Origin of the sequence: Micromonospora haikouensis (assembly GCF_900091595.1) — a bacterium.
Classification (GTDB): domain Bacteria; phylum Actinomycetota; class Actinomycetes; order Mycobacteriales; family Micromonosporaceae; genus Micromonospora; species Micromonospora haikouensis.
The window spans coordinates 1-23,904 of the sequence record NZ_FMCW01000039.1; the positions used below are offsets into that span (position 1 = coordinate 1).

A 23,904-nucleotide genomic window follows, 5' to 3' on the forward strand; every position below is an offset into this window, starting at 1 on the left:
AGACCCTGGACCACACCCGGGTCACCATCGCCGCGCAGGCCGTCGGCATCGCGCAGGGCGCGCTCGACTACGCCAAGGGGTACGTGCAGGAGCGCAAGCAGTTCGGCAAGGCGGTCGCCGAGTTCCAGGGCGTCCAGTTCATGCTCGCCGACATGGGCATGAAGCTGGAGGCGGCCCGCCAGTTGACGTACGCCGCCGCCGGCAGGTCCGAGCGGGGCGACGCCGACCTGACCTACTTCGGCGCGGCGGCCAAGTGCTTCGCCTCCGACGCCGCCATGGAGATCACCACCGACGCCGTGCAACTGCTCGGTGGGTACGGCTACACCCGCGACTACCCGGTCGAGCGGATGATGCGGGACGCCAAGATCACCCAGATCTACGAGGGCACCAACCAGGTCCAGCGCATCGTGATGGCCCGCCAGCTGCTGCGCGGCTGACCGTCGGCTCTGCCCTCGGCTCGGGCCTGCCCCTGGCCTCGGGCCGGCGGCGCGGGCGTCGGGGCCCGGGGCGCCGGCATCCGGGCCGGCCCGACGTTGCCGGGCACGGGGTGCCGGCCTCCGGTTCGTTCGACGTTGCCGGGCACGGGGTGCGGTGGCGGGGGAGGCCCCGTCCGCGCCCCGTGCCCGACGGCGGTCTCGTCAGCGCAGCTCGGTGGTGGTGTCCTCCGGGCGGCGCGGCGGGGCAGACCAGGGGGACTCCCCGGCCGTGCGGCGGGGCAACGGCTCCGGCGGCGGCTGGTCCGGGTAGCCCAGGGTGAGCGGCGCGGTGTCCCGCTCCGCCGCGCTGCCGCCCGACGGCCAGTCGGTGAGCGTGAACGTGTTGGTGGCGGCGTCCTCCGGCCGCTGCGCCGGCACGGGACCGGCCGCCGGCCGGGGCCAGCGCCGCCACCGCTGCCGGCTGAACGTGGCCATCAGCAGCAGCGCGCCGACCAGGAAGAGCGTGCCGTTCTGCACGGGCAGGAACAGCGGCAGCGGGTCGCCCAGCGCCTTCCAGCCCTCGGGGACGCGGTCGCGCACCTCGAACGGCGCGACGAACATCCCGACGTACGGGGCGATCAGCAGCAGCCCGGCGACCAGCGGGCCGAGCGGCGAGACACGCAGGGTGCCGAGCAGGCCGAGCAGGACGCCGGCCACGGCCAGGTAGACGCCCGGCTCGATCAGGTTGGCCGTGTTGAACGTGCCGATCTCCACCCACCGGGTGATCGTGCGGGTCGACCCGTCCTGCCCGAGCGCGAGCAGCACCCAGGTGACGGGCGCCACCACCAGCCCGGCGAGGAAGCTCCAGAGATGTCGCATTGGCGCACCGTACCGTTTCCGGCATGACAGATCACCTCTCCACCGCGCCGCATCCCGCTGCGTCCCCGCAGGGCAAACCCACGTCGTACTCCCGCGTCACGCTCAGTCGCATCATGACCGCGGTCGATGTCAATCTGTACGGGACCGTGCACGGAGGGGTGTTGATGAAGTTCGTCGACGACGTGGCGGGCGCGGCGGCGGCCCGGCACAGCGGCGGCACGGCGGTGACGGCCGCGATCGACGAGATCGTGTTCTCCGAGGCCGTCCGGGTGGGCGACCTGGTGCACGCGCACGCCCAGGTGAACTGGACCGGGCAGACCTCGATGGAGGTGGGCGTGCGGGTGGTCGCCGAGCGCTGGGACTCGGCCGAGGACGAGCCGGTGCCGGTCGCCACGGCGTACCTGGTCTTCGTGGGGGTGGACGTGGGCGGCCTGTCCCGAACGGTCCGGCCGGTGCTGCCGGAGACCCCGGAGGACGAGCGCCGCTACCGGGAGGCGGAGATCCGCCGGGCCCACCGCCTGGCCCGCCGCCGCGCCATCCAGGCCCACCGCGAGGGCTGACTGTCCCCCTCCCGGCCCGACCCGGCCTGGCGGCCGCTGTGAGAAGGGTGCCCTTCTCTACCGTATGCGTTAACAAGGGGCCCTTCCTTACACCCCACACAGCGCGGGCGCCGGGGGTGTGGGGCGGGCACGCCCCGGCGGTGGGTACCGGGGCGGACAATGTCCCTGCGACATAGGGCAAGATGGCATCACGGCCCACGTGACGGGGCGGTCCGGGGTCTGGAGGAGGGTGGAGCTGTGGGTGACGTGCTGTGGACACCGCCGGCGGACGTGCGCGAGCGGTCCCGGATCGGTGCCTACCTGCGTTGGCTGGCGGAGCACCGGGGGCTGGAGTTCGCCGACTACGCCGCGCTGTGGGAGTGGTCGGTCACCGACCTCGACGGGTTCTGGCGGTCCGTCTGGGACCACTTCGGCGTCGTCGCGCACACCGAGCCGACGGCCACGCTGGCCGACCCGGCGATGCCCGGCGCCCGCTGGTTCCCCGGGGCCACGCTCAACTACGCCGAGAACGTGCTGCGCATGCCGGGGCTCGGCGACGACGACCCGGTGGTGATCGCGCACGGGCAGACCCGCGCGCCGCAGACCCTGACGGCCGCCGGGCTGCGCGAGCAGGTCCGCCGGGTGGCGGCCGGGCTGCGTCGCCTCGGCGTCGGCCCCGGCGACCGGGTCGCCGCGTACGCGCCGAACATCCCCGAGACGTACGTGCTGCTGCTGGCCACGGCCAGCCTCGGCGCGATCTTCTCGTCCTGCGCGCCGGAGTTCGGCACCCGCAGCGTCACCGACCGGTGGCGGCAGATCGAGCCGAAGGTCCTCGTCGCCGTCGACGGCTACCGGTACGGCGACAAGCCCGTCGACCGGCGCGGCGAGGTGGCCGCCATCCGGGCCGCCCTGCCGTCGCTGGAGCACACCGTCGCCGTCGCGTACCTCGACCCGGACGGCCCGGCCCCCGACGGCGCGCTGCCGTGGGCGGAGCTGGCCGCGCCGACCGACGAGCCGCTGACCTTCGCCGGCGTGCCGTTCGACCACCCGCTGTACGTGCTCTACTCCTCCGGCACCACCGGGCTGCCCAAGCCGATCGTGCACGGCCACGGCGGGATCCTGCTGGAGCACCTGAAGATGCTCGCCCTGCACCACGACCTGGGCCCGGGCGACCGGTTCTTCTGGTTCACCACCACCGGCTGGATGATGTGGAACTTCCTGGTCTCCGCGCCGGCGGTCGGCGCGGCGATCGTGCTGTTCGACGGCAACCCGGGCCACCCCGACCTGGGCGGGCTGTGGCGGCTGGCCGCCGAGACCGGCACCACCTACTTCGGCACCTCCGCGCCGTTCCTGCTGGCCTGCCGCAAGGCCGGCCTGGTGCCGCGGGAGGTCGCCGACCTGTCCGCGCTGCGCGGCGTCGGCTCGACCGGCGCGCCGCTGCCCGCCGAGGGCTTCACCTGGGTCTACGAGACGGTCGGCACCGACCTCCAGCTCCAGTCGCTCTCCGGCGGCACGGACGTGTGCACCGGCTTCGTCGGCGGGGTGCCGCTGCTGCCCGTGCACGCCGGGGAGATCACCTGCCGGGCGCTCGGCGCGCGGGTGGAGGCGCGCTCGGCCGATGGCACGCCGGTCCTCGGCGAGCTGGGCGAGCTGGTGATCACCGCACCGATGCCGAGCATGCCGGTCGGGTTCTGGAACGACACCGACGGGTCCCGCTACCGGGAGGCGTACTTCGAGCTCTACCCGGGCGTGTGGCGGCACGGCGACTGGATCACGATCAACGAGCGGGGCGGCTGCGTGATCACCGGCCGGTCCGACGCCACCCTCAACCGGGGCGGCGTGCGGCTCGGCACCGCCGAGTTCTACTCCGTCGTCGAGGGCCTCGACGAGGTCGTCGACTCGGTGGTGGTGCACCTGGAGGACGACGAGGGCGGCGCGGGGGAGCTGCTGCTGTTCGTGGTGCTCGCCGCCGGCCTCGAACTCGACGACGCGCTGCGGAAGAAGATCTGCCGCGAGCTGCGCACCGCCCTGTCGCCCCGGCACGTCCCCGACGAGATCCACCAGGTCCGGGCCGTCCCGCGCACCCTGAGCGCGAAGAAGCTGGAGGTGCCCGTGAAGAAGATCCTCACCGGCACGCCGGTGGACGACGCGGCGGCCAAGGGCGCCCTGGCCAACCCGGAGTCGCTGACGGCGTTCGCCGCGTTCGCCCAGCGCCGGCCCGCCCCGGAGGCACCGGCCCGCTCCTGACAACCGTCGTCAGGCCAGGGTGCGGGTGACCCGTTCCGTCTCGGCGCGGGCGGGCAGCCGGGCCGGGTCCGCGTTGGCGCACAGCACCGTCGACGCGCCGGCCACCAGCGGGGCGAGCAGCCAGTCGACCGGGTCCGGGTGGGCGGTCACGTCCAGCAGGACCCGGTCGCCCCGGGTCAGCCCCAGCTCCGCCGCCCGGGCCGCCGCGCGGCCCAGCAGCTCCGCGTCGGCCGGCCCACCGGCGGCGTACGGGGTGAAGTGGTCGCCGTGCGCGCGCACGGCGACCACGTAGTCGGCGAAGCCGGCGGGCACCTCGCGCAGCGGCAGGGCGAACGGGGCGAGCGCCAGCGCGTACCGCTCGGCGGCCGGCCAGGCGTCGGCCTCGCCGACCCGGTCGGCGGCGGCGAAGAGCACCTCCACCGGACCCGGCGCGTCGGCCACCACCAGCCCGGCGGACCAGCAGCCCAGCAGCACGGCGGCGGTCTGCCAGTGCGGCGGGAGCAGCGCCCCGGCCGACTCGCCCGGGCCGGCGGCCACTTCGTCGGTCAACAGGTTGGCGGTCTTGGCCACCCAGTTCGCCAGCGTCGCGCCGGACAGTTCGGTGCGCTCGCCGGTGGCGTCGTCATACCAGGTCAGCAGGGGTCGCGCGGGGTCGGGTGCGATCGCTGCGGCGAACACCCGGGCAATGTTGTCGGCCATCGGCGCGAACGATACGCCGCCGGAGTCCGTATCCCACGACAGTGACAAGTCGGCGAACGGTCGGGTCGCAGTCAGCGACCGGGCCGGGCTCCGGCGTAGGCTTGCCCGGAGTGTTGTTCCCCACAGATTTCGCCACCGCAAGGAGTCGCCCCGTGACCGCCGGTCGTCCGCCCCGCGTACTCATCGACGCCACGAGTGTCCCCGCCGACCGGGGCGGCGTCGGTCGATACGTCGACGGCCTGCTCGGCGCCCTCGGGAAGGTGTGCGGCCAAGGGGTCGACCTGGCCGTGGTCGGCCTGCGCACCGACCTGGAGCGCTACTCCCGGATGCTGCCCGGCGCGGAGATCGTCGCCGCCCCCGCCGCCGTGGCCCACCGCCCGGCCCGGCTCGCCTGGGAGCAGACCGGCCTGCCGCTGCTGGCCCAGCAGGTCGGCGCGCAGGTGCTGCACTCGCCCTTCTACACCTGCCCGTTGCGGGCGGGTTGTCCGGTCACGGTGACCGTGCACGACGCGACCTTCTTCACCGAGCCGGAGCACTACGACAAGTCCCGCCGCACGTTCTTCCGCAGCGCGATCAAGACGTCGCTGCGCCGGGCCGCCCGGGTGATCGTGCCCAGCAAGGCCACCCGCGACGAGCTGATCCGGCTGCTCGACGCCGACCCGACCCGCATCGACGTGGCGTACCACGGGGTCGACCACGCCGCCTTCCACGCGCCCGGCGAGGAGGAGAAGGCCCGGGTCCGGGCCCGGCTGGGGCTCGGCGACAGCAGCTACGTCGCGTTCCTCGGCGCGAAGGAGCCGCGCAAGAACGTCCCGAACCTGATCCGGGGCTGGGCGCGCGCGGTCGCCGACCGGCAGGACCCGCCCGCCCTGGTGGTCGCCGGCGGTCAGGGGCACGACGACGACATCGACCGGGCCGTCGCCGAGGTGCCGTCGCACCTGCGCCTGCTGCGCCCGGGCTACCTGCGCTACGCCGACCTGCCCGGCTTCCTCGGCGGCGCGCTGGTCGCCGCCTACCCGTCGTACGGTGAGGGGTTCGGCCTGCCGATCCTGGAGGCGATGGCCTGCGCCGCCCCGGTGCTGACCACGCCGCGGCTGTCGCTGCCGGAGGTCGGCGGCGACGCGGTGGCGTACACGAGCGAGGCCCCGGAGCAGATCGCCACCGACCTGGCCGCCCTGCTCGACGACGAGCAGCGCCGGCTGTCGCTGGCCAAGGCCGGCTTCGACCGGGCGAAGGAGTTCACCTGGGAGTCCAGCGCCGAGGTGCACATCGCGGCGTGGACGCGGGCCCGCGCCTGACGCCGCGCGCGTGACGATGCGCCCGTAGCGTGCGGGTTCGGGCATGATGTGCTGATGCTCTACGCCGTCATCCCGGCGGGCGGCAGCGGCACAAGGTTGTGGCCGTTGTCCCGTGCGGGCCATCCCAAGTTCCTCCACCCGCTCACCGGCACCCCCGCGTCCCTGCTCCAGGCCACGGTGGACCGGCTGGCGCCGCTGACCACGCCGGAGCGCACCCTGGTGGTCACCGGAGCCGCGCACGTCGCGGCGGTGGCGCGGCAACTGGCCGGCCTGCCCGAGGAGAACATCCTCGTCGAGCCCTCGCCCCGCGACTCCTGCGCGGCCATCGCCCTCGCCGCGGCGGTGATCGCGCAGCGCGAGCCGGGCGCGGTGATGGGCTCCTTCGCCGCAGACCACCTGATCCGCGACGCCGACGTCTGGCGGGCCACGGTCGCCGAGGCGGTGACCGGCGCGGAGCAGGGGCTGCTGATGACGGTGGGCATCACCCCGACGCGCGCCGAGACCGGGTACGGCTACCTGCACACCGGCGACCCGACCGCCGACGGTCCACTGCGGCCGGTGCTGGAGTTCAAGGAGAAGCCGGCCGCCGAGGTCGCCGAGGCGTACCTCCGCTCCGGGCACCACCTGTGGAACGCCAGCATGTTCGTCTGGCGGGTCGACGTGTTCCTGGCGGAGCTGGCCCGTCAGCAGCCGGCGCTGCACGCCGGGATCACCGCGATCGCCGCCGCGTGGGGCACGCCCGAGCAGGACGACGTCCTCGGCACGGTCTGGCCGACCCTGCCGAAGATCTCCGTCGACTACGCGGTGATGGAGGGCGCGGCGACCGCCGGGCGGGTGGCCACCGTCCCCGGCGACTTCGGCTGGAACGACGTCGGCGACTTCCACACCCTCGGCGACGTCCTGCCCGCCGACGCGGCCGGCAACGTGGTCCTCGGCACCGACGCCAAGCCGGGCGTGCTGCTGCGCGACGCCAGCGGGCTGGTCGTGGTGCCGCACTCCGGCCGGCTGGTGGCCGCCCTCGGCGTGCACGACCTGATCGTCGTCGACACCCCCGACGCCGTGCTGGTCTGCCCCCGCGACCGCGCCCAGGACGTGAAGGCCCTGGTCGACGAGCTGAAGGACCGGGGCGAGGAGAACCTGGTCTGACCCCGCGCCGGGCGGGCGGCTGCCCAGTCGGCCCGGCCGCCCGCTGTCCGGCCGGTTGCGTGGCCCGGCGGTCCGCTGCCGGCGCGGCGTGGGCCGGGTCAGCCGCGGCGGCGGCGCAGGGCGGCCAGGGCCGGGGCGACGGGCTGGGCGGTCCCGCCGGCCAGCGGCTCCGGCAGCCGGTCCGGCGGGAACCAGCCGAGCGCTTCGGACTCGTCGCTGACCTGCTCCGTCGCGCCCGCCGGCGCGAAGACCGCGAACCGGACGTCGTAGTGCAGCGACCCGCCCTGGCAGGCGACCGAATGGACGTCCACGTCGATCGGGACCGGGTCGACGACCAGGCCGGCGATGCCCGACTCCTCGCCCGCCTCGCGCAGCGCCGCGCCGGCCAGGGTCCGGTCGCCGGGATCGCAGTGCCCGCCGAGCTGCACCCACTTGCGGAACTTGCCGTGCAGGCAGAGCAGCACCCGCCCGCCGGTCGGGTCGAGGACCAGCGCGCTGGCGGTGACGTGGCCCGCCCGGTGCTCCCGGGACAGGGCCGCCGGCCCGGCGGCCAGCAACTCCAGGGTGCGGTCGCGGGCCGCGCCGGCCGCCGTCCCGGTCGGCGTCCACCCTTCGAGTACGCGCGTCGCGTCGCCGTGCAGCGCCGCGTAGCTGGGGACATGGCTGTTAAGCGGGGGCCCCTGCTCGACAGAATGCGTTAACAGGGGGCCCTTCCTTGCATCTGGCACGGGTGCCACCCTATGCGGGTGACCTTGCGACTTGTCGAGTTCGTCGTCGCCGGCAACGAGGCCAGCGATCTGCTGCCGGTGCGCTCGCCGGCCGTGCTCGCCGCCCACCGCGCCCGGCGCGGCTTCTGGACCGTCCTCGACGAGGGCCCGGTCGAGCAGTGTCTCGCCCTGCTGCTCGAACACGACGACGGCGAGTGGTCCGCCCACCACGTCGACGCCGACGCCGGCACCGAGAACGGCCGCACCGAGGACGGCGAGGCGCTGGCCCACCACGACGGCTGGGTGTACGTCTTCGGCTCCCACTTCGGCTCGAAGGCCGGCCCGCTGCGCCCCCGCCGCGCGTTCGTGGCCCGGTTCCGCGAGGACGACGCCGTCGGCGGCCGGCTGCCGGTGCGGGTGGTGCGCAACCGGTTCCGGCTGCACCGGGCGGTCAACGACGCGCTGGCCGCCGCCGAGCTGACCACGCTGCCGCCGGGGCAACGGGTGCGGGAACGGTTCATCGCCGAGACGGTGGCCCGGGGCACCGCCCGGGCGAAGGGCTGGGTGAGCCGGCTCGCCGAGGGCGACCTGCCGCTCAACGTCGAGGCGGCGGCGTTCACCCCGCACGGGACGGTGCTGCTCGGCCTGCGCTTCCCGGTGACCACCGACGGGGAGCCGATCCTGGTCGAGGTGGCCGGGGTGCCGGAGATGTTCGACGGCGGGGACTGGCCGCGGGCCCTCGGCGCGTACGCCCTGACCGGCGTGACCCCGCCGGGCGCGCTCACCGGCTTCCGCGCGCTCGTGCCGCTGTCCGACGGCGGCTACGCGGCGATCGTCGGCTCGATCGACGCGCTGGGCAAGGGCTCGGTGCTGCTCGACGACCACCCGCACGGCGGCGACGTCACCTCGCGGCACGTCCGGTTCCGGCTGGAGAAGGCGGCCGGGCATCTCGTGCCGGGCGAACTGGTGGCGGACCTGGCGCCGTTCCACCACGTGGAGGGGCTGGCCGAGGCCGACGGCCGCTGCTGGTATGTCACGGACGAGGACCACCGGGTCGCGCTCTGGATCGGCTGACCGGGCGCGCGGAACCGGGCGGGCGAGCCTCGGCCCGGCCGGGTTGGCGGACGGGGACACCTCTGCGGAGCAAGGGCCGCAGACCCTCGTGGTGCCGCCCGTCCGCCGGATCCTCCCCGGCCCCGGTGGCCGGGCCGGCGTCGGTGACGGACGGCCCGTACGGGACAACCCAGAGCATGCCGAAGGTCGACCGGGGACGTCGAGGTTTTTCATCCCACGCTTAAAAGTGGAGATAACTGCCGCCCGGGTACAGTGCGAACGGTCGGCAGTGTCTCCCCCCTCTGCCCGCCGCACGGGAGCGATCCAATGCTGAAGATCTATTTCTCGCCCGACGACATCCTCCGGACCCGGGTGGCCCCGGGCGCGGACCCGCTCTGGGAGCTGATCCTCAGCGTGCACGTGCTCCAGGTCCGCAGCCCGGACCCGCTGACCTCCGGCTGGCGTCGGGGCGTCTCCCGGGAGCTGCGGCGGCTGGTCGGCGCGGAGCCGATGCGGCTGCTGTTCGCGCTGAACCCGGGGCGCGGCTACTTCCCCGACTTCCTCACCCCGCACGAGGGGCTCCAGGGGCTGGCGGAAGGGCTGGAGGCCATCCGCAGCACGCCCGTGCGGCTGCTGCACCGGGACATGACCCGGATGGCCGGGGAACACCCGCTGCCCGCCTCGGCGGGGGCGCTGGCCCGGGGCGAGCCCGAAATGCTGCGCCACCTGACCGACTCGATGGAGCGGTACCGCGAGCTGGCGCTGAGCCCGTACTGGGCGCACATCCAGGCCGCGATCGACTCGGACCGGATGCGGCGCGCCCGGGCCCTGCTCGACGGCGGCGTCGAAGGGCTGCTCGACAGCTTCCGCCCGCTCGCCCGCTGGGACTCGGGGGTGCTGGAGATCCACGGCTACCCGGAGAGCCGGGAGTTGCACCTGGACGGCCGGGGCCTGCTGCTGGTGCCGTCGTTCTTCTGCGCCGGCACCCCCGTGGCGCTGGCCGACCCGGACCTGCCGCCGGTGCTCGTCTACCCGGTGGACCGGCTGGGCGGGCTCGTCACGGCGGGGACCGGCGGCGGCGCGTCGGCCCGGGCCGGCACGGGGCGGGAGGCGCTCGCCGCGCTGCTCGGCCGCACCAGGGCGGCGGTGCTGGAGGCCACCGACGCCGGCTGCACCACCGGCGAGGTGGCCCGCCGGCTGCGCATCTCGCCGGCGGCGGCGAGCCAGCACGCCACCGTGCTGCGCAACGCCGGCCTGCTGGTCAGCCACCGTGACCGCAACACCGTCCTGCACACCCTCACCCCGCTGGGCCGCGCCATCCTCGACGCGTGACCCCGCCCGGGCGACCCGTGGCCGGAGCGCCGGGCGGGCGGCCTCAGAGCGCCAGGCAGGCGGCGGCCGTGCTGCCCGGCGGGGGCGGCAGCAGGGTCGACGGGACGCCCTCGGCGGCCAGGGCGGTGCGCAGGCGTTGCAGGTCCGCGCCGAGTCGCACCAGGCCGGCCGGGTCGACCGGCGTCGGCGGCTGCCCGAGCACCAGGGCGGTGGCCCGCTGCGGCCAGCCGGGCACGGTGGCGACCAGCGCGGCGCGTACCTCGTCGTCGGCGACGGGGGTGAAGACCGTGCCGGGGGCGACCATGCCGGCCACCGCGGCGATGGCCCGCGCCACCGCCGCCGGGTCGGCGGGGGCCTCGCCGGGGCCGTCGGGCAGGGTCGCGGCGGCGGCCAGCCCGGCGGCGCGTGCCTCCGCCGTGCCGAGCGAGAACAGGTCCAACTCCGCGTCGCGGACCAGCGCCCGCGCGCCGACGCCGTCGTCGGGCGCGGTCGCGGTGAGGTACCCGCGGACCACGGCCACCGGGACCTGGTCGCACTTGCCCTTGATCAGCTCGCCGGCGCCGGCCAGCTCGTCCACCACCGCCATCTGGGTGAGCTGAAGCTCGTTGCCGTACGGGTCGACCTCGCCCCGGTGGTCGCGGATCGCCGGCATCCCGGCCACCCCGAGCGCCACGTCGGTGAGGCCGTTGCGCCAGGGCCGGCCCATCGTGTCGGTGACGATCACCGCGACGTCCAGGTCGTAGCGCTCGCGCAGCGCCGCCCGCAGGGCCCGCGCCGAGGCGTCCGGGTCCTGCGGGAGCAGCACCAGCCGGGTCTTGTCGACGTTCGAGGCGTCGATGCCGGCCGACGCCATCACGAAGCCGTGGTGGGTCTGCACGATCCGGGTCGCGCCCCGGGCGGCCACGACCCGGGCCGTCTCGGCGGCCAGCACCTCGTCGCGGGCGGCCAGCCGCTCCGGCCCGTCGGCCGGCACGTCCACCAGCCGCCCCTCCGCCTTGGAGACGATCTTGCTGGTCACCACGAGCACGTCGCCGTCGCGCAGCCACGGCGCGGCAGTGGCGATCAACACCGCCAGGTCGTCACCCTCGGTCACGTCGCCGATGCCCAGCACCGGCAGGATCTCCAGCCTCACGCCGGCTCCACCGCCGCCCGCACCATCGCCGCCGTCGCCGCCTCGTCGGTCATCAGCAGCGGGACCGCCCGGACCGGCACGCCCGGCACCATCGCGTCGGCGTCCTCGGGGGCGACCAGCCAGCCGTCCAGCAGCCCGCCGGAGGACCGGGCACCGTACAGGCCGCCCACCCCGGCGGCGCTGCACTCGACGCCGAGGACGGCCAGGCAGCGGTCGGCCATCCCGCGCACCGCCGCGCCGCCGATGATCGGGGACACCCCGATCACCGGGGCCGACCCGTCGGCGAGCGCCTCGCGCAGCCCCGGCACGGCCAGCACCGGCGCGACGCTCACCACCGGGTTGCTCGGCGCGACCAGCACCACGTCGGCGGCGGCGATCGCGTCGAGCACGCCGGGCGCGGGCTTCGCCGCCTCCGCGCCGACGAAGACGAACCGGTGGGTGGGGATGCCGGCGCGGTGCCGGATCCACCACTCCTGGAAGTGGATCGCCCGCTGGCCGCCGCCGTCGGGGTCGCTCACCACCACGTGCGTCTCCAGCCGGTCGTCGGTCGCCGGCAGCACGCGTACGCCGGGCTGCCAGCGCGTCGCCAGCGCCTCGGTGACCGCCGACAGGGGGTACCCGCCGGTGAGCATGGTGGTGCGCACCAGGTGGGTGGCGACGTCCCGGTCGCCGAGCCCGAACCAGGCCGGCTCCGCGCCGTACGCGGCCAGCTCCGACTTCACCGCCCAGGTCTCGTCGGCCCGGCCCCAGCCCCGCTCGGCGTCGGCCCCGCCGCCGAGGGTGTACATGACGCTGTCCAGGTCGGGGCAGACCTTGAGCCCGTGCAGGTAGAGGTCGTCGCCGACGTTGACCACGGCGGTCACCTCGGCGCCCACCTCGCGGGCGTACGCCCGGACGCCGAGCAGGAATCGGGCACCCCCGATGCCGCCGGCCAGTACGACGATGCGCATGCCGCCCATCCTCCCGCACGCCCCGCGCCGGGGTCGCCGGTGCCCGGGGAGACTAGGCTCACGTCGGCAACTGTCCGTTACCGCCCCGAGGGGGAGTTCGTGACCAGCCCCGCCGAGCCCGCGTCCGGTGACGCGGCGCCCGCGTCCCACCCCGCCACCCCGGCCCGTCGGCTCACCGACCCGTTGCGCGAGCTGATCGCGCTCGCGCTGCTCGGCGCGAACGCCGTGCTGCTGTTCGTCGGCCTGATCCGGCTGCTCGCCCCGACCGACTACAGCACCTTTTACAGCCGGGCGGGCAGTGGCTTCTTCTCGTTCGCCGGCCTGGAGGCGGCCGTGCTGCCGGTGCTGGCCGTGCTGCTCGCCACGCACGTCGCCCCCGTGGCGCAGCGGGCGAAGCTGATCGTCCAGGTGGCGCTGGTCGAGTACGCCGTCGCCGCCCTTCTCGCCGCGCTCACCCTGCTGATCTGGACGGTCGACCGGCTGGCCAAGGCGGAGGTCCTCGACGCGTTCCTCGGCCTGCTGACCCGGGCCGCCTGGCTGGCGATCTTCGCGTCCGGCGCGTTCGTGGTCTTCCGGGTCTGGCGCGCCCTCTACTTCACCCCGAAGCCGAAGCCGGCCCCCGGCATGTACGGCCAGCCGCAGCCGGGCTGGCCGCAGCAGCCGGGTCAGGGCGGGCCGCAGGGCTGGGGCCCGGGGCAGCAGGGCGGCTGGCCGTCCGCCGGGCAGCAGCCCGGTTACCCGGTCGCCGGGCAGCAGGCTGGTTACCCCTCCGCCGGTCAGCCGGGTGGATTCCCGGCCTCCGCACCGCCCGCCTCCGCACCGCCCGCCTCCGCGCCGCCGGCTTCCGCGCCCCCGTACCTGGCCCCGCCGCAGTCCGGCTCGCCGTTCACGCCGCCCCAGGCGGGCGCGCAGCCGGCCTCGCCGTTCCCCCCGCCGCAGCCCATGGCGCCCGCCGCGCCCCCGTTCGGGCAGCCGCCGTCGGCCGACCCGACCCAGGCGATCCCGCGCCAGCCCGGCGAGCCGGGCGCGTCCGGCGGCGAGCGGAACTCCGACGCCGACCGCACCCAGCGCTTCCCGCGCGAGGACTGAACCGCCGCCCGTCGGGTGGGCTCCCCGGCCGGTCGCGGCCGCCGGGGGAGCCCACCCGACGCGCTTTTCGGCATGCTGGTCACCGCCGCGTGGCAGAGCGTCACTTCCCGAGGTCGGAGCGCACCATCCCGGTCCGCCCCCCTTTGCTCTGCACCCGGATACGCAACGCACTACGCACCGTGTCGGGATCGCCGAACCCGCGCCATCCATGGCCTTGCATCTGCCCAGCCCGCCCCCGGTGTTGCGCCCATGGGTGCAGAGCAAAGGGAGCGAGGGACGTCTGGCGGGGTCGGCCAGACGTGACGGACAGTCAGCCCGGGGAGCCGCCGTGGGTCGCCGCTCGCCCGTCACCGACCGTGTCCGGCGAGGCCGCCGCGTCAAAGGTGGCCTGGCCAGCGGATCAGGGCCGCCGGCAGGGCGCATAGGCTGGGCGGATGGTTGATCGCACCGAGCCCCGCCCCACCGCGGCCAGCATCGAGCGCGCCCTGCGCCGGGCCGCCTCCGGGCTCGCGCTGGACGTCGACGAGGCCGCCGCCCTGCTCGCCGCCCGGGGTGCCGCCCTCGACGAGCTGCTCCGCGTCGCCGGTGACATCCGCGACGCCGGGCTGCGCGACGCCGGCCGCCCCGGCGTCGTCACGTACTCGAAGAAGGTCTTCGTCCCGTTGACCCGGCTCTGCCGGGACCGCTGCCACTACTGCACCTTCGCCACCGTCCCGCACCGCCTGCCGGCCGCCTTCCTCGACCGGGACGAGGTGCTCGCCATCGCCCGGCAGGGCGCGGCGCAGGGCTGCAAGGAGGCGCTGTTCACCCTCGGCGACCGGCCCGAGGAGCGCTGGCCGGCCGCCCGGGAGTGGCTGGACGCGCGCGGCTACGACTCGACCCTCGACTACCTGCGCGCCTGCGCGGTGGCGGTGCTGGAGGAGACCGGCCTGCTGCCCCACCTCAACCCCGGGGTGCTCTCCTGGTCGGAGCTCCAGCGGCTCAAGCCCGTCGCGCCGAGCATGGGCATGATGCTGGAGACCACCGCGACGCGGCTGTGGTCGGAGCCGGGCGGCCCGCACTTCGGCTCGCCCGACAAGGAGCCGGCGGTGCGGCTGCGGGTGCTCGACGACGCCGGCCGGGTCGGGGTGCCGTTCACCACGGGCATCCTGATCGGCATCGGCGAGACCCCGGCCGAGCGGGTCGACGCGCTCTTCGCGATCCGCCGGGCCCAGCGCGCGTACGGCCACCTCCAGGAGGTGATCGTGCAGAACTTCCGCGCCAAGCCGGACACGGCGATGCGCGGCATGCCCGACGCTGAGCTGCACGACCTCGCCGCCACGGTGGCGGTGGCCCGGGTGCTGCTCGGCCCCGGCGCCCGGATCCAGGCCCCGCCGAACCTGATCGCCGGCGAGTACGCCCTGCTGCTGCGCGCCGGCATCGACGACTGGGGCGGCGTCTCGCCGGTGACCCCCGACCACGTCAACCCGGAACGCCCCTGGCCGCAGCTCGACGAGCTGGCCCGGCGCACGGCGGAGGCCGGCTTCACGCTGCGCGAGCGGCTGACGATCTACCCCGAGTACGTCCGGGCCGGCGACCCGTGGCTGGACCCGCGCCTGCAGCCGCACGTGTCCGCGCTGGCCGACCCGGCGACCGGCCTCGCCGTCGAGTCGGCCCGCCCGCAGGGCCGGCCCTGGCAGGAGCCGGAGGAGGTGTTCGGCGGCGGGCGGACCGACCTGCACGCCACCATCGACACCACCGGCCGCACCGGCGACCGGCGCGGCGACTTCGACAACGTCTACGGCGACTGGTCGGAGGTGGCCGCGCAGGCCGACGCGAGCCGGGCGGGAGCAGGGGCGGCAGCGGCAGCGGCGGCGGGAGCGGCAGCGACGGCCGGGGAGGGCGCCGGGGACGCCGAGCTGCGGGCCGGGCTGCGGCTGGCCGCCGACGACCCGGCGGCGCTGCTGACGCCGGCCCACGAGGCGAAGGCGCTCGCCCTGTTCGCCGCCGACGGGCCGGCGCTGGACGCGCTGTGCCGGATCGCCGACGACGTGCGCCGCGACACCGTCGGCGACGACGTCACCTACGTCGTCAACCGCAACATCAACTTCAGCAACGTCTGCTACGTCGGCTGCCGGTTCTGCGCGTTCGCCCAGCGGGAGCGCGACGCCGACGCGTACCGGCTCTCCGTCGACCAGGTGGCCGACCGGGCCGAGGAGGCGTGGGCCGCCGGCGCGACGGAGGTCTGCCTCCAGGGCGGCATCGACCCGAAGCTGCCGGTCACCGGGTACGCGGACCTGATCCGGGCGATCAAGGCCCGGGTGCCGGGGATGCACGTGCACGCGTTCTCCCCGATGGAGATCGTCACGGCGGCGGCGAAGGCCGGCGTGCCGGTGAAGGAGTGGCTGACCGGGCTGCGCGAGGCTGGCCTCGACACCATCCCGGGCACCGCCGCCGAGATCCTCGACGACGAGGTGCGCTGGGTGCTCACCAAGGGCAAGCTGCCGGCCGCCGCCTGGGTCGAGGTGGTCTCGACGGCCCACGAGCTGGGCATCCGGTCCAGCTCCACCATGATGTACGGCCACGTCGACCACCCCGGGCAGTGGCTGGCCCACTTCCGGGTGCTGGCCGGGGTGCAGGACCGCACCGGCGGGTTCACCGAGTTCGTGGCGCTGCCGTTCGTGCACACCAACGCCCCGATCTACCTCGCCGGCATCGCCCGGCCCGGCCCCACGTGGCGGGAGAACCGGGCGGTGCACGCGATGGCCCGGCTGCTGCTGCACGGCCGGATCGACAACATCCAGTGCTCCTGGGTGAAGCTCGGCGACGCCGGGACGGCGGCGATGCTCAACGGCGGCTGCAACGACCTGGGCGGCACCCTGATGGAGGAGACGATCTCCCGGATGGCCGGCTCGGGCAACGGCTCGGCGCGCACCGAGGAGCAGTTGCGGGCCATCGCGGCGCTGGCCGGACGACCGGCGCGCAAGCGGAAGACCGCGTACGGTCACCTTCAGCCGTAGCGTCGAACCTTTCCGGCGTGCGGGCCGTACCACTGCTTGCCGGCGGCGGCTGAGGCCAGAGCCGCGGTCGGCGGCCCCCTGCGGGCCCGGCGGTCGGCCGGCCCCGCCTTTCGTCACCGCGGGCGCGGACGCGCCGCGCGCCGGAAAGGTTGCCCATGTCCAGTGATCAGCGGAAGCGGCGTTGGCCGCGACTGACCCGCCGGCAGACGTTGACCGCCGCGGCGAGCGCCACCCTCGGGGCCGCCGCGCTCACCGTGCCCGGGTTGTCCGCGGCGCAGAACTCCCCGTCGTCTGGCGGGAAGAAGGACGAGCCCATCGTCGTGCACCTGCGGGGCGGCGACGCCATGGACGTCTTCGTCGGCACGTCCCGGATCGAGGTACGCGACCGCGGCCTGGCGGACCGGCTGCGGCGCGCCGCCGGCAAGCGCTGACGCCGGCCCGGTCCCGTCTCTCCGGCGCGGTTTTCGGCGCCGGCCCTCTCCACTCTTCCCCTGATCGCTTGCTGCCCAGTGAGGTTGGTCCGCCATGTCTTCCCACCGCGAGGCCCCGGAGATCGCGAAAGATCCGGTCGCCGACAGCTCCGACCTGTACGCGTTCGTCAGCCCCGACCGCCCCGACTCGGTCACGCTGATCGCCAACTACGTGCCGTTGCAGCTCCCCTCCGGCGGCCCGAACTTCTTCGAGTTCGGCGACGACGTGCGGTACGAGATCCATATCGACAACGACGGCGACGGCAAGCCGGACGTCACCTACCGGTTCGAATTCACCACCGAGATCACGAACCCGAACAGCTTTCTCTACAACACCGGCCCGATCGAGTCGCTGGACAGCAAGAACTGGAACCGCAAGCAGTTCTACTCGCTGACCCGCATCGCCGACGGCAAGGAGCACCGGCTGGCCAACAAGCTGGCCTGTCCGCCGTGCAACGTCGGCCCGCTCTCCACCCCGAACTACGCCGCCCTGGCCCGGCAGGCCACGTTCAGCCTGTCGACGGGGGAGAAGGTCTTCGCCGGGCAGCGCGCCGACGGGTTCTTCGTCGACCTGGGGGCGATCTTCGACCTGGGCACCCTGCGGCCGTTCCAGCAGCTGCACGTGGCCGGCAAGAAGCTGTTCAAGGCCGAGGGCGAGCCGGTCAACGCCACCGACCGGATGAACGTGCACACCCTCGCCGTGCAGGTGCCGCTGAACCGGCTGCGCCGCAAGGCCAACCGGTACGGCACGCACGACCGCGCCTCGGTCATCGGCGTGTGGACGTCGGCGTCGCGGCAGCAGGCGCGGATCCTCGGCAACGGTTCGGCGAAGGACACCGCGACCGGCCCGTTCGTGCAGGTGTCACGGCTCGGCAACCCGTTGTTCAACGAGGTCATCGTGCCGATGTCCAAGAAGGACGAGTGGAACACGCTGCCGCCCACGGAGGACAAGCGGTTCGCGAAGTTCGTCGAGCAGCCGGAGCTGGCCGCCCTGCTCCCGGTGCTCTACCCGGGCGTGTTCCCCAAGCTGGACGCGCTGAACAAGACGAAGAAGCCGCGCGCGGACCTGCTGGCGATTCTGCTCACCGGCATCCCGGCCGGGCTGATCCAGGGCTTCTCCAACAACACCGGCGACGTCCAGGCCGACATGCTGCGGCTGAACACGGCGATCAGGCCGAGCGCCAAGCCGGACCGGTTCGGGGTGCTCGGCGGCGACCTGGCGGGCTTCCCGAACGGGCGGCGGGTCGCCGACGACGTGGTCAGCATCGCGCTGCGGGCCATCGCCGGGGTCACCGTGCCGCTGGTCGACAAGGGGTTCACCCCGGACGCGGCGGCCGGTGCGGTCACCCCGGGCCTGAGCGCCGCCGACGTGACGGCCCCGTTCCTGCGCAACTTCCCCTTCCTCGGCACGCCTTACGACGGGTTCAACAACCCGCCGGCGTCGTCCTGACCCGGACGGAGCGAACCGATGCACTCCCACCACCATCACCACGCGTACGGGCCGACGGAGACCGGCACCGTCGTCCTCGATCTGGGTGGCGACACGGGTGCCCTGATCATCTACACGGGCCGGGCACTGCACGGCCGGGAGATCGAGATCAGTCGGGTCGACGGGGCGGACGCGCCGCGCACCCACGTCGCGGTGCGTGAGCGCATCGTGCAGGACGGCACCTTCCACAGTGCCGTCTATCCGGATCTTGCCGCAGGGCTCTATACCGTCTGGTGGGATGAGGACACACCCGCCGGGACGGTCGCCGTGACCGGGGGAGCGATCGCGGAGTTCACCTGGCCCACCAGCGCGCCTTCGGTGGCGATCTGACCCACCGCTCAGTTCCGACCGCTGCGCCCCGTCCACCATGTGGACGGGGCGCTGTCGGCGTTGCGGGCGCGATGGGCAGTCTCGGCCAAGTCGCGTTAACCTGTGCCCCACCAAGATCAGCATCGCGTCGTAGCCCCGCCCCCCGGGGCCGCGCCGGCGGCTTCGTCGAGCCGGCCGGCGGGCCGCCGCGGCAAGAAAACTCGGGCAACTCGCCGGGGAGGGCGTTACTCGTCCGGGGTCTGAATCGATAGGGCAGGTTGCGAGGCCGGACGGCCGCAAGGGCCGTCCACGGCGTGTCGGGAGGGCGACTCCATTATCAAGTTCGGCTTGACGGCGCACGCATTACACGCGTGTAATTTGAATGGGGTTGTTCGCACGGAACGCAACAAATGGGGACCGGACGGACACGCACGCCTTTCGCGTGGGGGGTTGCAGCGGCGACGACGCCGGTGCGCGACAAGGAGGCATCTTTAGATGGACGGCCAGCTTGAGGTGGCCGACCTGCTCGGGAACGCGCCGGAGTGGCAGGAGCAGGCACTCTGCTCCCAGACCGACCCGGAGGCGTTCTTCCCCGAGAAGGGCGGCTCGACCCGCGAGGCGAAGCGGATCTGCTCGCGGTGCGAGGTCAAGACCGAATGCCTGGAATACGCTCTCGGCCACGACGAGCGGTTCGGGATCTGGGGTGGGCTCTCGGAACGGGAGCGGCGCAAGCTCAAGCGGCGGGCCGCCTGAGCGTTGCCGGGCCGGGGCGGTGGGGGCCGCCCGGCCCGGGCGTCCGGAGCGCGCGTCGGGGGGCGCGCGCCGGGGCGCAGCGGGGCTGCGGAGCGCAGCGCGGCTGGGCGGGCGGGGGCCGGGAGCCGGTCGGCTACGCCAGCTCGTCCGGGTCGACACCCAGCAGGTTCGCCACCTGCTCGATGATCACGTCGTGCACCAGGTCGGCCAGGTCCTCCCGGTCCATGGCCCGGAACTCCAGCGGCCGGCGGTAGAGCACGATCCGGGGCGGGACCTCCTGCCGGCCGGGACGCCCCGGCAGCAGCCGGGCCAGCGGCACCTCGCCGTCCTCCAGCACGTCGGAGTCGTAGACGTTCAGGTCCGGCGGCACGTCCTCCACCGCGAACTCCACGCCGGCCAGTTCCTTGGCGAACCGCCGCTCCAGGGTCTCGACCGTGTCGAGCACCAGGTCGTCGAAGACCTCGGCCTTGGTCCGGGCCAGCGGCACGGTCGCCGGGACCAGCCGCCCGCGCAGGCCCCGCCCGTGGCGGTCACGGTGGGCGCGCCGGCCGGGGCCGGGGCGGCGGTGTTCCGGACTGGTCATGACGCACAGGGTAGCCCGCCGAGTCGCCCCGCCCACGGCTGTGCGGCTGTCGCGGCGCGCCGACCCCGCCCGTCACCGCCCGACGCGTCGGATGTTGCGAATTGTGATCTCGATGACGGGCGTGTCGCAACGCGAACCGGTGCGCCGGACCCGGTAATGGAGATACCCTCCCGCCGTGAGGTCACCACGGCGCTGCTCAAGAAACGGCTGCCCCCGGCAAGCGGTCGCCACATTGACCTATGTCTACAACGAGTCGACGGCCGTGGTCGGGCCCCTCGCGGCCTTCGCCGAGCCGCACACGTACGACCTCTGTGAGCCCCACGCGCGCAGCCTGACGGCCCCCCGGGGCTGGAACGTGGTCCGCCATGAGGGCGAGTTCGAGCCCCCGCCGCCCAGCGCCGACGACCTGGTCGCCCTCGCCGAGGCCGTCCGCGAGGCCGCCCGGCCCGCGCCGCCCCGCCCGCCGAGCGACGACCAGGGCGGCGGCCCGCAGCACCACCACAACCCGCAGACGGGCCGCCGCGGCCACCTGCGGGTGATCCCGCCGAACCACTGACCGCCGGTCCACCATGCCCGCCGTCGGCGCGCCGCGGAGGCGCGCGCCGGGCCGCTCAGTGGCCGAGGAAACGCTGGAACACGGCGGCCCGCCGGGCCGGCCGTCCCGTGCGCAGCTCCGCCCGGTCGGCGGAGAGCATCACCCGCAGGCCCGCGTTGACGGCCAGCCAGCGCAGCGGCTCCGGCTCCCAGCGCGGCGAGCGGTGCCCCACCCACGGCAGATCGGTCAGGTCGCTGTCCGCGCCGAGGATCAGATCGGCGAGGGTGCGCCCGGCGAGGTTCGTCGTCGCGACCCCGTCGCCGACGTACCCGCCGGCCCAGGCGAGCCCGGTCGCCCGGTCCAGCCCCACCGACGCCGACCAGTCGCGGGCCACGCCCAGCGGGCCGCCCCAGGTGTGCGTCACGGGCACCTGCGGCCCGAGCGCCGGGAACAGCTCGCCCAGCGTCCGGCGCAGCGCGGCGAACACCCGGGGCTCCCGGTCGAACTCGGGCCGCACCCGGGACCCGAAGTGGTACGGCGCGCCCCGCCCGCCGAAGGCCAGCCGGCCGTCGGCCGTGCGCTGCCCGTAGATGATCACGTGGCGGTGGTCGGAGAACGTCTCCCGCTCGGCCAGCCCGATCCGCGCCCACGTCTCCTCGGGCAGCGGCGCGGTGGCCACCATCAGCGAGTAGACCGGCGCGACGACCCGCCGCTGCCCGGGCAACCCCGGCGTGTACCCCTCGGTCGCCCGCACCACCACCGGCGCGCGGACCGCCCCGGCCGGGGTCACGGCCGCCCCGGCCCGGATCGCGGTCACCGGCGTCCGCTCGTGGACGGTCACCCCCCGACGCTCGACCGCCCGGGCCAGCCCGCGAGCCAGCCGGGCCGGGTGCACCACGGCGCAGTGCGGGGTGTACGTCCCGCCGCGTACCCCGTCGGCAGCGCAGCGGGCGGCGGCCTCGGCCGCGTCGAGCAGCACCAGGTCGTCGGCGGCCAGGCCGTGCGCGTGGGCCTGCGCCACCTCCGCGCGAGCCCGGCCGAGCTGGGCCGCGCTGCGGGCCAGCGTCACCGTCCCGCCGAGGTGCCAGTCGCAGTCGATGCCCTCGGCATCGGCCACCCGCCCCACCTCGCGGACGGTGGCCTGCATGGCCCGCTGCATCCGCAGCGCCGCGTCGCGGCCGTGCCGGCGGGCCAACGCCGGCAGCGAGGTGGGGAACAGCGCCGAGCACCAGCCCCCGTTGCGCCCCGACGCGCCGTACCCGGCGATCTCGGCCTCCAGCACCGTGATCCGCAACGTGGGGTCGGCGAGCGCGAGGTAGCACGCCGTCCACAGCCCGGTGTAGCCGGCCCCGACGATCACGACGTCCGCGTCGGCGTCCCCGCCCAGCGGCGGGCGGGGAGCCAACGGTTCGTCCACGCTGGACAGCCAGTACGACAGCTCCTGGTAGCGCATGCGACGGCCCGGCTTCGCGTCGGCTCGGCGGTTACAGCCGGGCCCACGCCTCGGTGAGCACCGCCCGCAGGATCTGCTCCATCTCGTCGAACTGCTGCTGCTCGGCGATCAGCGGCGGCGCGAGCTGCACGACGGGGTCGCCCCGGTCGTCGGCCCGGCAGTAGAGCCCGGCGGAGAACAGCGCGGTGGAGAGGAACCCGCGCAGCAGCCGCTCCGACTCGGCCTCGTCGAACGTCGCCCGGGTCGCTTTGTCCTTCACCAGCTCGATGCCGTAGAAGTAGCCGTCGCCCCGCACGTCGCCGACGATCGGCAGGTCGTGCAGCTTCTCCAGGGTGGCGCGGAAGGCGTCCTCGTTGGCCCGGACGTGCCCGATCAGGTCCTCCCGGGCGAACACCTCCAGGTTGGCCAGGGCCACCGCGCAGGAGACCGGGTGGCCGCCGAAGGTCACCCCGTGGGCGAACATGCCGGTCTCGGTGAGGAACGGCTCCATCAACCGGTCGCTGGCGATCATCGCGCCGAGCGGGGCGTACCCGGAGGTGATGCCCTTCGCGGTGGTGATGATGTCCGGCCGGTAGCCGTAGCGGACCGCGCCGAAGTATTCGCCGAGCCGCCCCCACGAGCAGATCACCTCGTCGGAGACGAGCAGCACGTCGTACGCGTCGCAGATCTCGCGGACCCGCTCGAAGTAGCCGGGCGGCGGCGGGAAGCAGCCGCCGGAGTTCTGCACCGGCTCCAGGAAGACCGCCGCGACCGTGTCCGGCCCCTCCCGCTCGATGGCCCGCCGGATCTCCTCGGCCGCCCACCGGCCGAACGCCTCGGGCGAGTCGCCGTGCTCCGGGGCCCGGTAGAAGTTCGTGTTCGGCACCTTCACCGCGCCCGGCACCAGCGGCTCGAAGTCGGTCTTGATGCCGGGCAGCCCCGTGATCGACAGCGCGCCCATCGACGTGCCGTGGTACGCGATGTAGCGGCTCACGACCTTGTACTTGTTGGGCTTGCCGGTCCGCTTGAAGTAGGCCCGGGCCAGCTTCCACGCCGCCTCGACGGCCTCGGAACCGCCGGTGGTGAAGAAGACCCGGTTCAGGTCGGCCGGGGTCAGCGAGGCGATCTTCTCGGCCAGCTCCACGGCCTTCGGGTGCGCGTACGACCACAGCGGGAAGTAGGCCAGCTCGCCGGCCTGCTTCGCGGCGGCCTCGGCCAGCTCGGTGCGCCCGTGGCCGGCGTTGACGACGAAGAGACCGGCCAGCCCGTCCAGGTAACGGCGGCCCTGCGAGTCCCACACGTACGCGCCCTCGCCGCGCACGATCGTCGGCACCTCGCCTGCGGAGTAGCTGGCCATCCGGGTGAAGTGCATCCAGAGGTGGTCAGTGGCGTTGGCCATGTCAGCCCCATCGGGTCTCGGGCCGGTCAGGGGTGACACCGGCCGCTCTGCCCACGGTTATCCCACAGCCGCACGCCGAAAGGCAAGTGGTATCGGTGGCACTTGACCCGCTGGGCAACGGATTCGGCGCGCTCAGGCGCTGTGGGCAACGGAATCCGCATCGTGATTGATCTCTCGCATCTCCTGGCTCCCTGCCCCTCTCCCGGCTCTCCCGGCTCCCTGCCCTTCTCCCGGCTCTCGCGGCTCTCCCGGCTCTCGCGGCCCGCGCGGGTCCTGCGGCTCTCCCCGTGCCGTGCGGGTCTCGCGGGGCTCACTGGGCACGCGGGTCCTGCGGATCGGCCGGTGCCCTTGCGCGGGACGGCCGGGTGCGGGCACACGGTGAGCCCTAGGGAGCTGAGTCACCAACGACATCACCCGCCCCCGACCACACCTCCCGCAGTCCCCGCAT

At 74.6% G+C, this 23,904-nt stretch carries 22 protein-coding genes; 14 read left to right on the forward strand and 8 right to left on the reverse strand.

What is annotated here, in order from left to right:
* Window positions 1-437, forward strand: a 437-nt coding sequence (locus GA0070558_RS28910; protein WP_256092181.1) for an acyl-CoA dehydrogenase family protein, incomplete at its 5' end; no start/stop codon positions are given.
* A 201-nt stretch (window positions 438-638) separates the two neighbouring features.
* Here GA0070558_RS28910 and GA0070558_RS28915 read toward each other — a convergent pair.
* Window positions 639-1,295 carry a hypothetical protein gene (locus tag GA0070558_RS28915; protein WP_077936231.1) on the reverse strand — a complete coding sequence of 219 codons (657 nt, stop codon included), beginning with the start codon at window positions 1,293-1,295 and terminating at the stop codon, window positions 639-641.
* 23 nt (window positions 1,296-1,318) lie between these two features.
* On the opposite strand from GA0070558_RS28915, the gene GA0070558_RS28920 reads away from it, so the two are divergent.
* Together GA0070558_RS28920 and GA0070558_RS28925 are read left to right on the forward strand one after the other, a co-directional pair.
* Entirely contained in the window at window positions 1,319-1,855 is a 537-nt protein-coding gene (locus GA0070558_RS28920) for an acyl-CoA thioesterase (RefSeq protein WP_091285580.1), read from the forward strand.
* Window positions 1,856-2,092: 237 nt separating this feature from the next.
* Window positions 2,093-4,081, forward strand: a complete 1,989-nt coding sequence (locus GA0070558_RS28925; protein WP_077936232.1) for an acetoacetate--CoA ligase — start codon at window positions 2,093-2,095, stop codon at window positions 4,079-4,081.
* 9 nt (window positions 4,082-4,090) lie between these two features.
* Here GA0070558_RS28925 and GA0070558_RS28930 read toward each other — a convergent pair whose 3' ends face one another.
* Window positions 4,091-4,780 (reverse strand): TIGR03089 family protein, encoded by a 690-nt coding sequence (locus GA0070558_RS28930; RefSeq protein ID WP_091285584.1) that lies wholly within the window; start codon window positions 4,778-4,780, stop codon window positions 4,091-4,093.
* A 152-nt stretch (window positions 4,781-4,932) separates the two neighbouring features.
* Between GA0070558_RS28930 and GA0070558_RS28935 the strand changes: the two genes are divergently transcribed.
* Both GA0070558_RS28935 and GA0070558_RS28940 read left to right on the forward strand, forming a co-directional pair.
* Window positions 4,933-6,078 (forward strand): glycosyltransferase family 4 protein, encoded by a 1,146-nt coding sequence (locus GA0070558_RS28935; RefSeq protein ID WP_091285589.1) that lies wholly within the window; start codon window positions 4,933-4,935, stop codon window positions 6,076-6,078.
* Between the two features lie 54 nt (window positions 6,079-6,132).
* On the forward strand, window positions 6,133-7,224 hold the full coding sequence (locus GA0070558_RS28940; RefSeq protein WP_043963986.1) for a mannose-1-phosphate guanylyltransferase: 1,092 nt from the start codon (window positions 6,133-6,135) through the stop codon (window positions 7,222-7,224).
* Window positions 7,225-7,322: 98 nt separating this feature from the next.
* Here GA0070558_RS28940 and GA0070558_RS28945 read toward each other — a convergent pair whose 3' ends face one another.
* Window positions 7,323-7,928, reverse strand: coding sequence for an NUDIX hydrolase (locus GA0070558_RS28945; RefSeq protein ID WP_091285672.1), 606 nt, complete (start codon window positions 7,926-7,928; stop codon window positions 7,323-7,325).
* Window positions 7,929-7,970: 42 nt separating this feature from the next.
* Between GA0070558_RS28945 and GA0070558_RS28950 the strand changes: the two genes are divergently transcribed.
* A complete protein-coding gene (locus GA0070558_RS28950) occupies window positions 7,971-9,005 on the forward strand; it encodes a hypothetical protein (RefSeq protein WP_091285676.1) in 1,035 nt (344 codons plus the stop codon).
* A 306-nt stretch (window positions 9,006-9,311) separates the two neighbouring features.
* The gene (locus tag GA0070558_RS28955) at window positions 9,312-10,316 is read left to right on the forward strand and encodes a winged helix-turn-helix domain-containing protein (RefSeq protein WP_091285592.1); all 1,005 of its coding nucleotides are present in this window, start codon (window positions 9,312-9,314) and stop codon (window positions 10,314-10,316) included.
* Window positions 10,317-10,359: 43 nt separating this feature from the next.
* On the opposite strand, the gene GA0070558_RS28960 is transcribed toward GA0070558_RS28955, so the two are convergent.
* Complete coding sequence (locus GA0070558_RS28960; RefSeq protein ID WP_091285596.1) at window positions 10,360-11,448, reverse strand: coenzyme F420-0:L-glutamate ligase; 1,089 nt, start codon at window positions 11,446-11,448, stop codon at window positions 10,360-10,362.
* Window positions 11,445-12,398 (reverse strand): 2-phospho-L-lactate transferase, encoded by a 954-nt coding sequence (gene cofD / locus GA0070558_RS28965; RefSeq protein WP_091285600.1) that lies wholly within the window; start codon window positions 12,396-12,398, stop codon window positions 11,445-11,447. The genes GA0070558_RS28960 and cofD overlap by 4 nt, the downstream gene beginning before the upstream one ends.
* Before the next feature lie 99 nt (window positions 12,399-12,497).
* On the opposite strand from cofD, the gene GA0070558_RS28970 reads away from it, so the two are divergent.
* From GA0070558_RS28970 to GA0070558_RS28995, 6 genes are all read left to right on the forward strand, one after another.
* Window positions 12,498-13,487, forward strand: coding sequence for a hypothetical protein (locus tag GA0070558_RS28970; protein WP_091285604.1), 990 nt, complete (start codon window positions 12,498-12,500; stop codon window positions 13,485-13,487).
* 434 nt (window positions 13,488-13,921) lie between these two features.
* On the forward strand, window positions 13,922-16,486 hold the full coding sequence (locus GA0070558_RS28975; protein ID WP_091285608.1) for a bifunctional FO biosynthesis protein CofGH: 2,565 nt from the start codon (window positions 13,922-13,924) through the stop codon (window positions 16,484-16,486).
* A gap of 155 nt (window positions 16,487-16,641) precedes the next feature.
* Window positions 16,642-16,917, forward strand: coding sequence for a hypothetical protein (locus tag GA0070558_RS28980; RefSeq protein WP_043961986.1), 276 nt, complete (start codon window positions 16,642-16,644; stop codon window positions 16,915-16,917).
* 94 nt (window positions 16,918-17,011) lie between these two features.
* Window positions 17,012-18,406, forward strand: coding sequence for a DUF4331 domain-containing protein (locus GA0070558_RS28985; RefSeq protein WP_091285612.1), 1,395 nt, complete (start codon window positions 17,012-17,014; stop codon window positions 18,404-18,406).
* A gap of 18 nt (window positions 18,407-18,424) precedes the next feature.
* Window positions 18,425-18,775, forward strand: a complete 351-nt coding sequence (locus GA0070558_RS28990; protein ID WP_091285616.1) for a phospholipase — start codon at window positions 18,425-18,427, stop codon at window positions 18,773-18,775.
* 474 nt (window positions 18,776-19,249) lie between these two features.
* On the forward strand, window positions 19,250-19,507 hold the full coding sequence (locus GA0070558_RS28995) for a WhiB family transcriptional regulator (RefSeq protein WP_007074725.1): 258 nt from the start codon (window positions 19,250-19,252) through the stop codon (window positions 19,505-19,507).
* 133 nt (window positions 19,508-19,640) lie between these two features.
* On the opposite strand, the gene GA0070558_RS29000 is transcribed toward GA0070558_RS28995, so the two are convergent.
* Window positions 19,641-20,090, reverse strand: a complete 450-nt coding sequence (locus tag GA0070558_RS29000) for a metallopeptidase family protein (RefSeq protein ID WP_007455785.1) — start codon at window positions 20,088-20,090, stop codon at window positions 19,641-19,643.
* Between the two features lie 175 nt (window positions 20,091-20,265).
* On the opposite strand from GA0070558_RS29000, the gene GA0070558_RS29005 reads away from it, so the two are divergent.
* Window positions 20,266-20,646: a DUF3499 domain-containing protein gene (locus tag GA0070558_RS29005; protein ID WP_074476608.1), complete on the forward strand. Its 381-nt coding sequence runs from the start codon at window positions 20,266-20,268 to the stop codon at window positions 20,644-20,646.
* A 55-nt stretch (window positions 20,647-20,701) separates the two neighbouring features.
* Here the strand turns inward: GA0070558_RS29005 and GA0070558_RS29010 are convergent, their stop codons facing one another.
* Together GA0070558_RS29010 and GA0070558_RS29015 are read right to left on the reverse strand one after the other, a co-directional pair.
* Window positions 20,702-22,078 (reverse strand): NAD(P)/FAD-dependent oxidoreductase, encoded by a 1,377-nt coding sequence (locus GA0070558_RS29010; protein WP_091285620.1) that lies wholly within the window; start codon window positions 22,076-22,078, stop codon window positions 20,702-20,704.
* 31 nt (window positions 22,079-22,109) lie between these two features.
* A complete protein-coding gene (locus tag GA0070558_RS29015; protein ID WP_077936245.1) occupies window positions 22,110-23,456 on the reverse strand; it encodes an aspartate aminotransferase family protein in 1,347 nt (448 codons plus the stop codon).
* Between the last annotated feature and the right edge of the window lie 448 nt (window positions 23,457-23,904).

Excerpts from the sequence above, each read along its gene's own strand:
- GA0070558_RS28915 (WP_077936231.1), bottom strand. The coding sequence starts at position 1,295 with ATGCGACATCTCTGGAGCTTCCTCGCCGGGCTGGTGGTGGCGCCCGTC.
- GA0070558_RS28920 (WP_091285580.1), top strand. The coding sequence starts at position 1,319 with ATGACAGATCACCTCTCCACCGCGCCGCATCCCGCTGCGTCCCCGCAG.
- GA0070558_RS28930 (WP_091285584.1), bottom strand. The coding sequence starts at position 4,780 with ATGGCCGACAACATTGCCCGGGTGTTCGCCGCAGCGATCGCACCCGAC.
- GA0070558_RS28940 (WP_043963986.1), top strand. The coding sequence starts at position 6,133 with ATGCTCTACGCCGTCATCCCGGCGGGCGGCAGCGGCACAAGGTTGTGG.
- GA0070558_RS28955 (WP_091285592.1), top strand. The coding sequence starts at position 9,312 with ATGCTGAAGATCTATTTCTCGCCCGACGACATCCTCCGGACCCGGGTG.
- cofD (WP_091285600.1), bottom strand. The coding sequence starts at position 12,398 with ATGCGCATCGTCGTACTGGCCGGCGGCATCGGGGGTGCCCGATTCCTG.
- GA0070558_RS28975 (WP_091285608.1), top strand. The coding sequence starts at position 13,922 with ATGGTTGATCGCACCGAGCCCCGCCCCACCGCGGCCAGCATCGAGCGC.
- GA0070558_RS28980 (WP_043961986.1), top strand. The coding sequence starts at position 16,642 with ATGTCCAGTGATCAGCGGAAGCGGCGTTGGCCGCGACTGACCCGCCGG.
- GA0070558_RS28985 (WP_091285612.1), top strand. The coding sequence starts at position 17,012 with ATGTCTTCCCACCGCGAGGCCCCGGAGATCGCGAAAGATCCGGTCGCC.
- GA0070558_RS28990 (WP_091285616.1), top strand. The coding sequence starts at position 18,425 with ATGCACTCCCACCACCATCACCACGCGTACGGGCCGACGGAGACCGGC.
- GA0070558_RS28995 (WP_007074725.1), top strand. The coding sequence starts at position 19,250 with ATGGACGGCCAGCTTGAGGTGGCCGACCTGCTCGGGAACGCGCCGGAG.
- GA0070558_RS29000 (WP_007455785.1), bottom strand. The coding sequence starts at position 20,090 with ATGACCAGTCCGGAACACCGCCGCCCCGGCCCCGGCCGGCGCGCCCAC.
- GA0070558_RS29010 (WP_091285620.1), bottom strand. The coding sequence starts at position 22,078 with ATGCGCTACCAGGAGCTGTCGTACTGGCTGTCCAGCGTGGACGAACCG.
- GA0070558_RS29015 (WP_077936245.1), bottom strand. The coding sequence starts at position 23,456 with ATGGCCAACGCCACTGACCACCTCTGGATGCACTTCACCCGGATGGCC.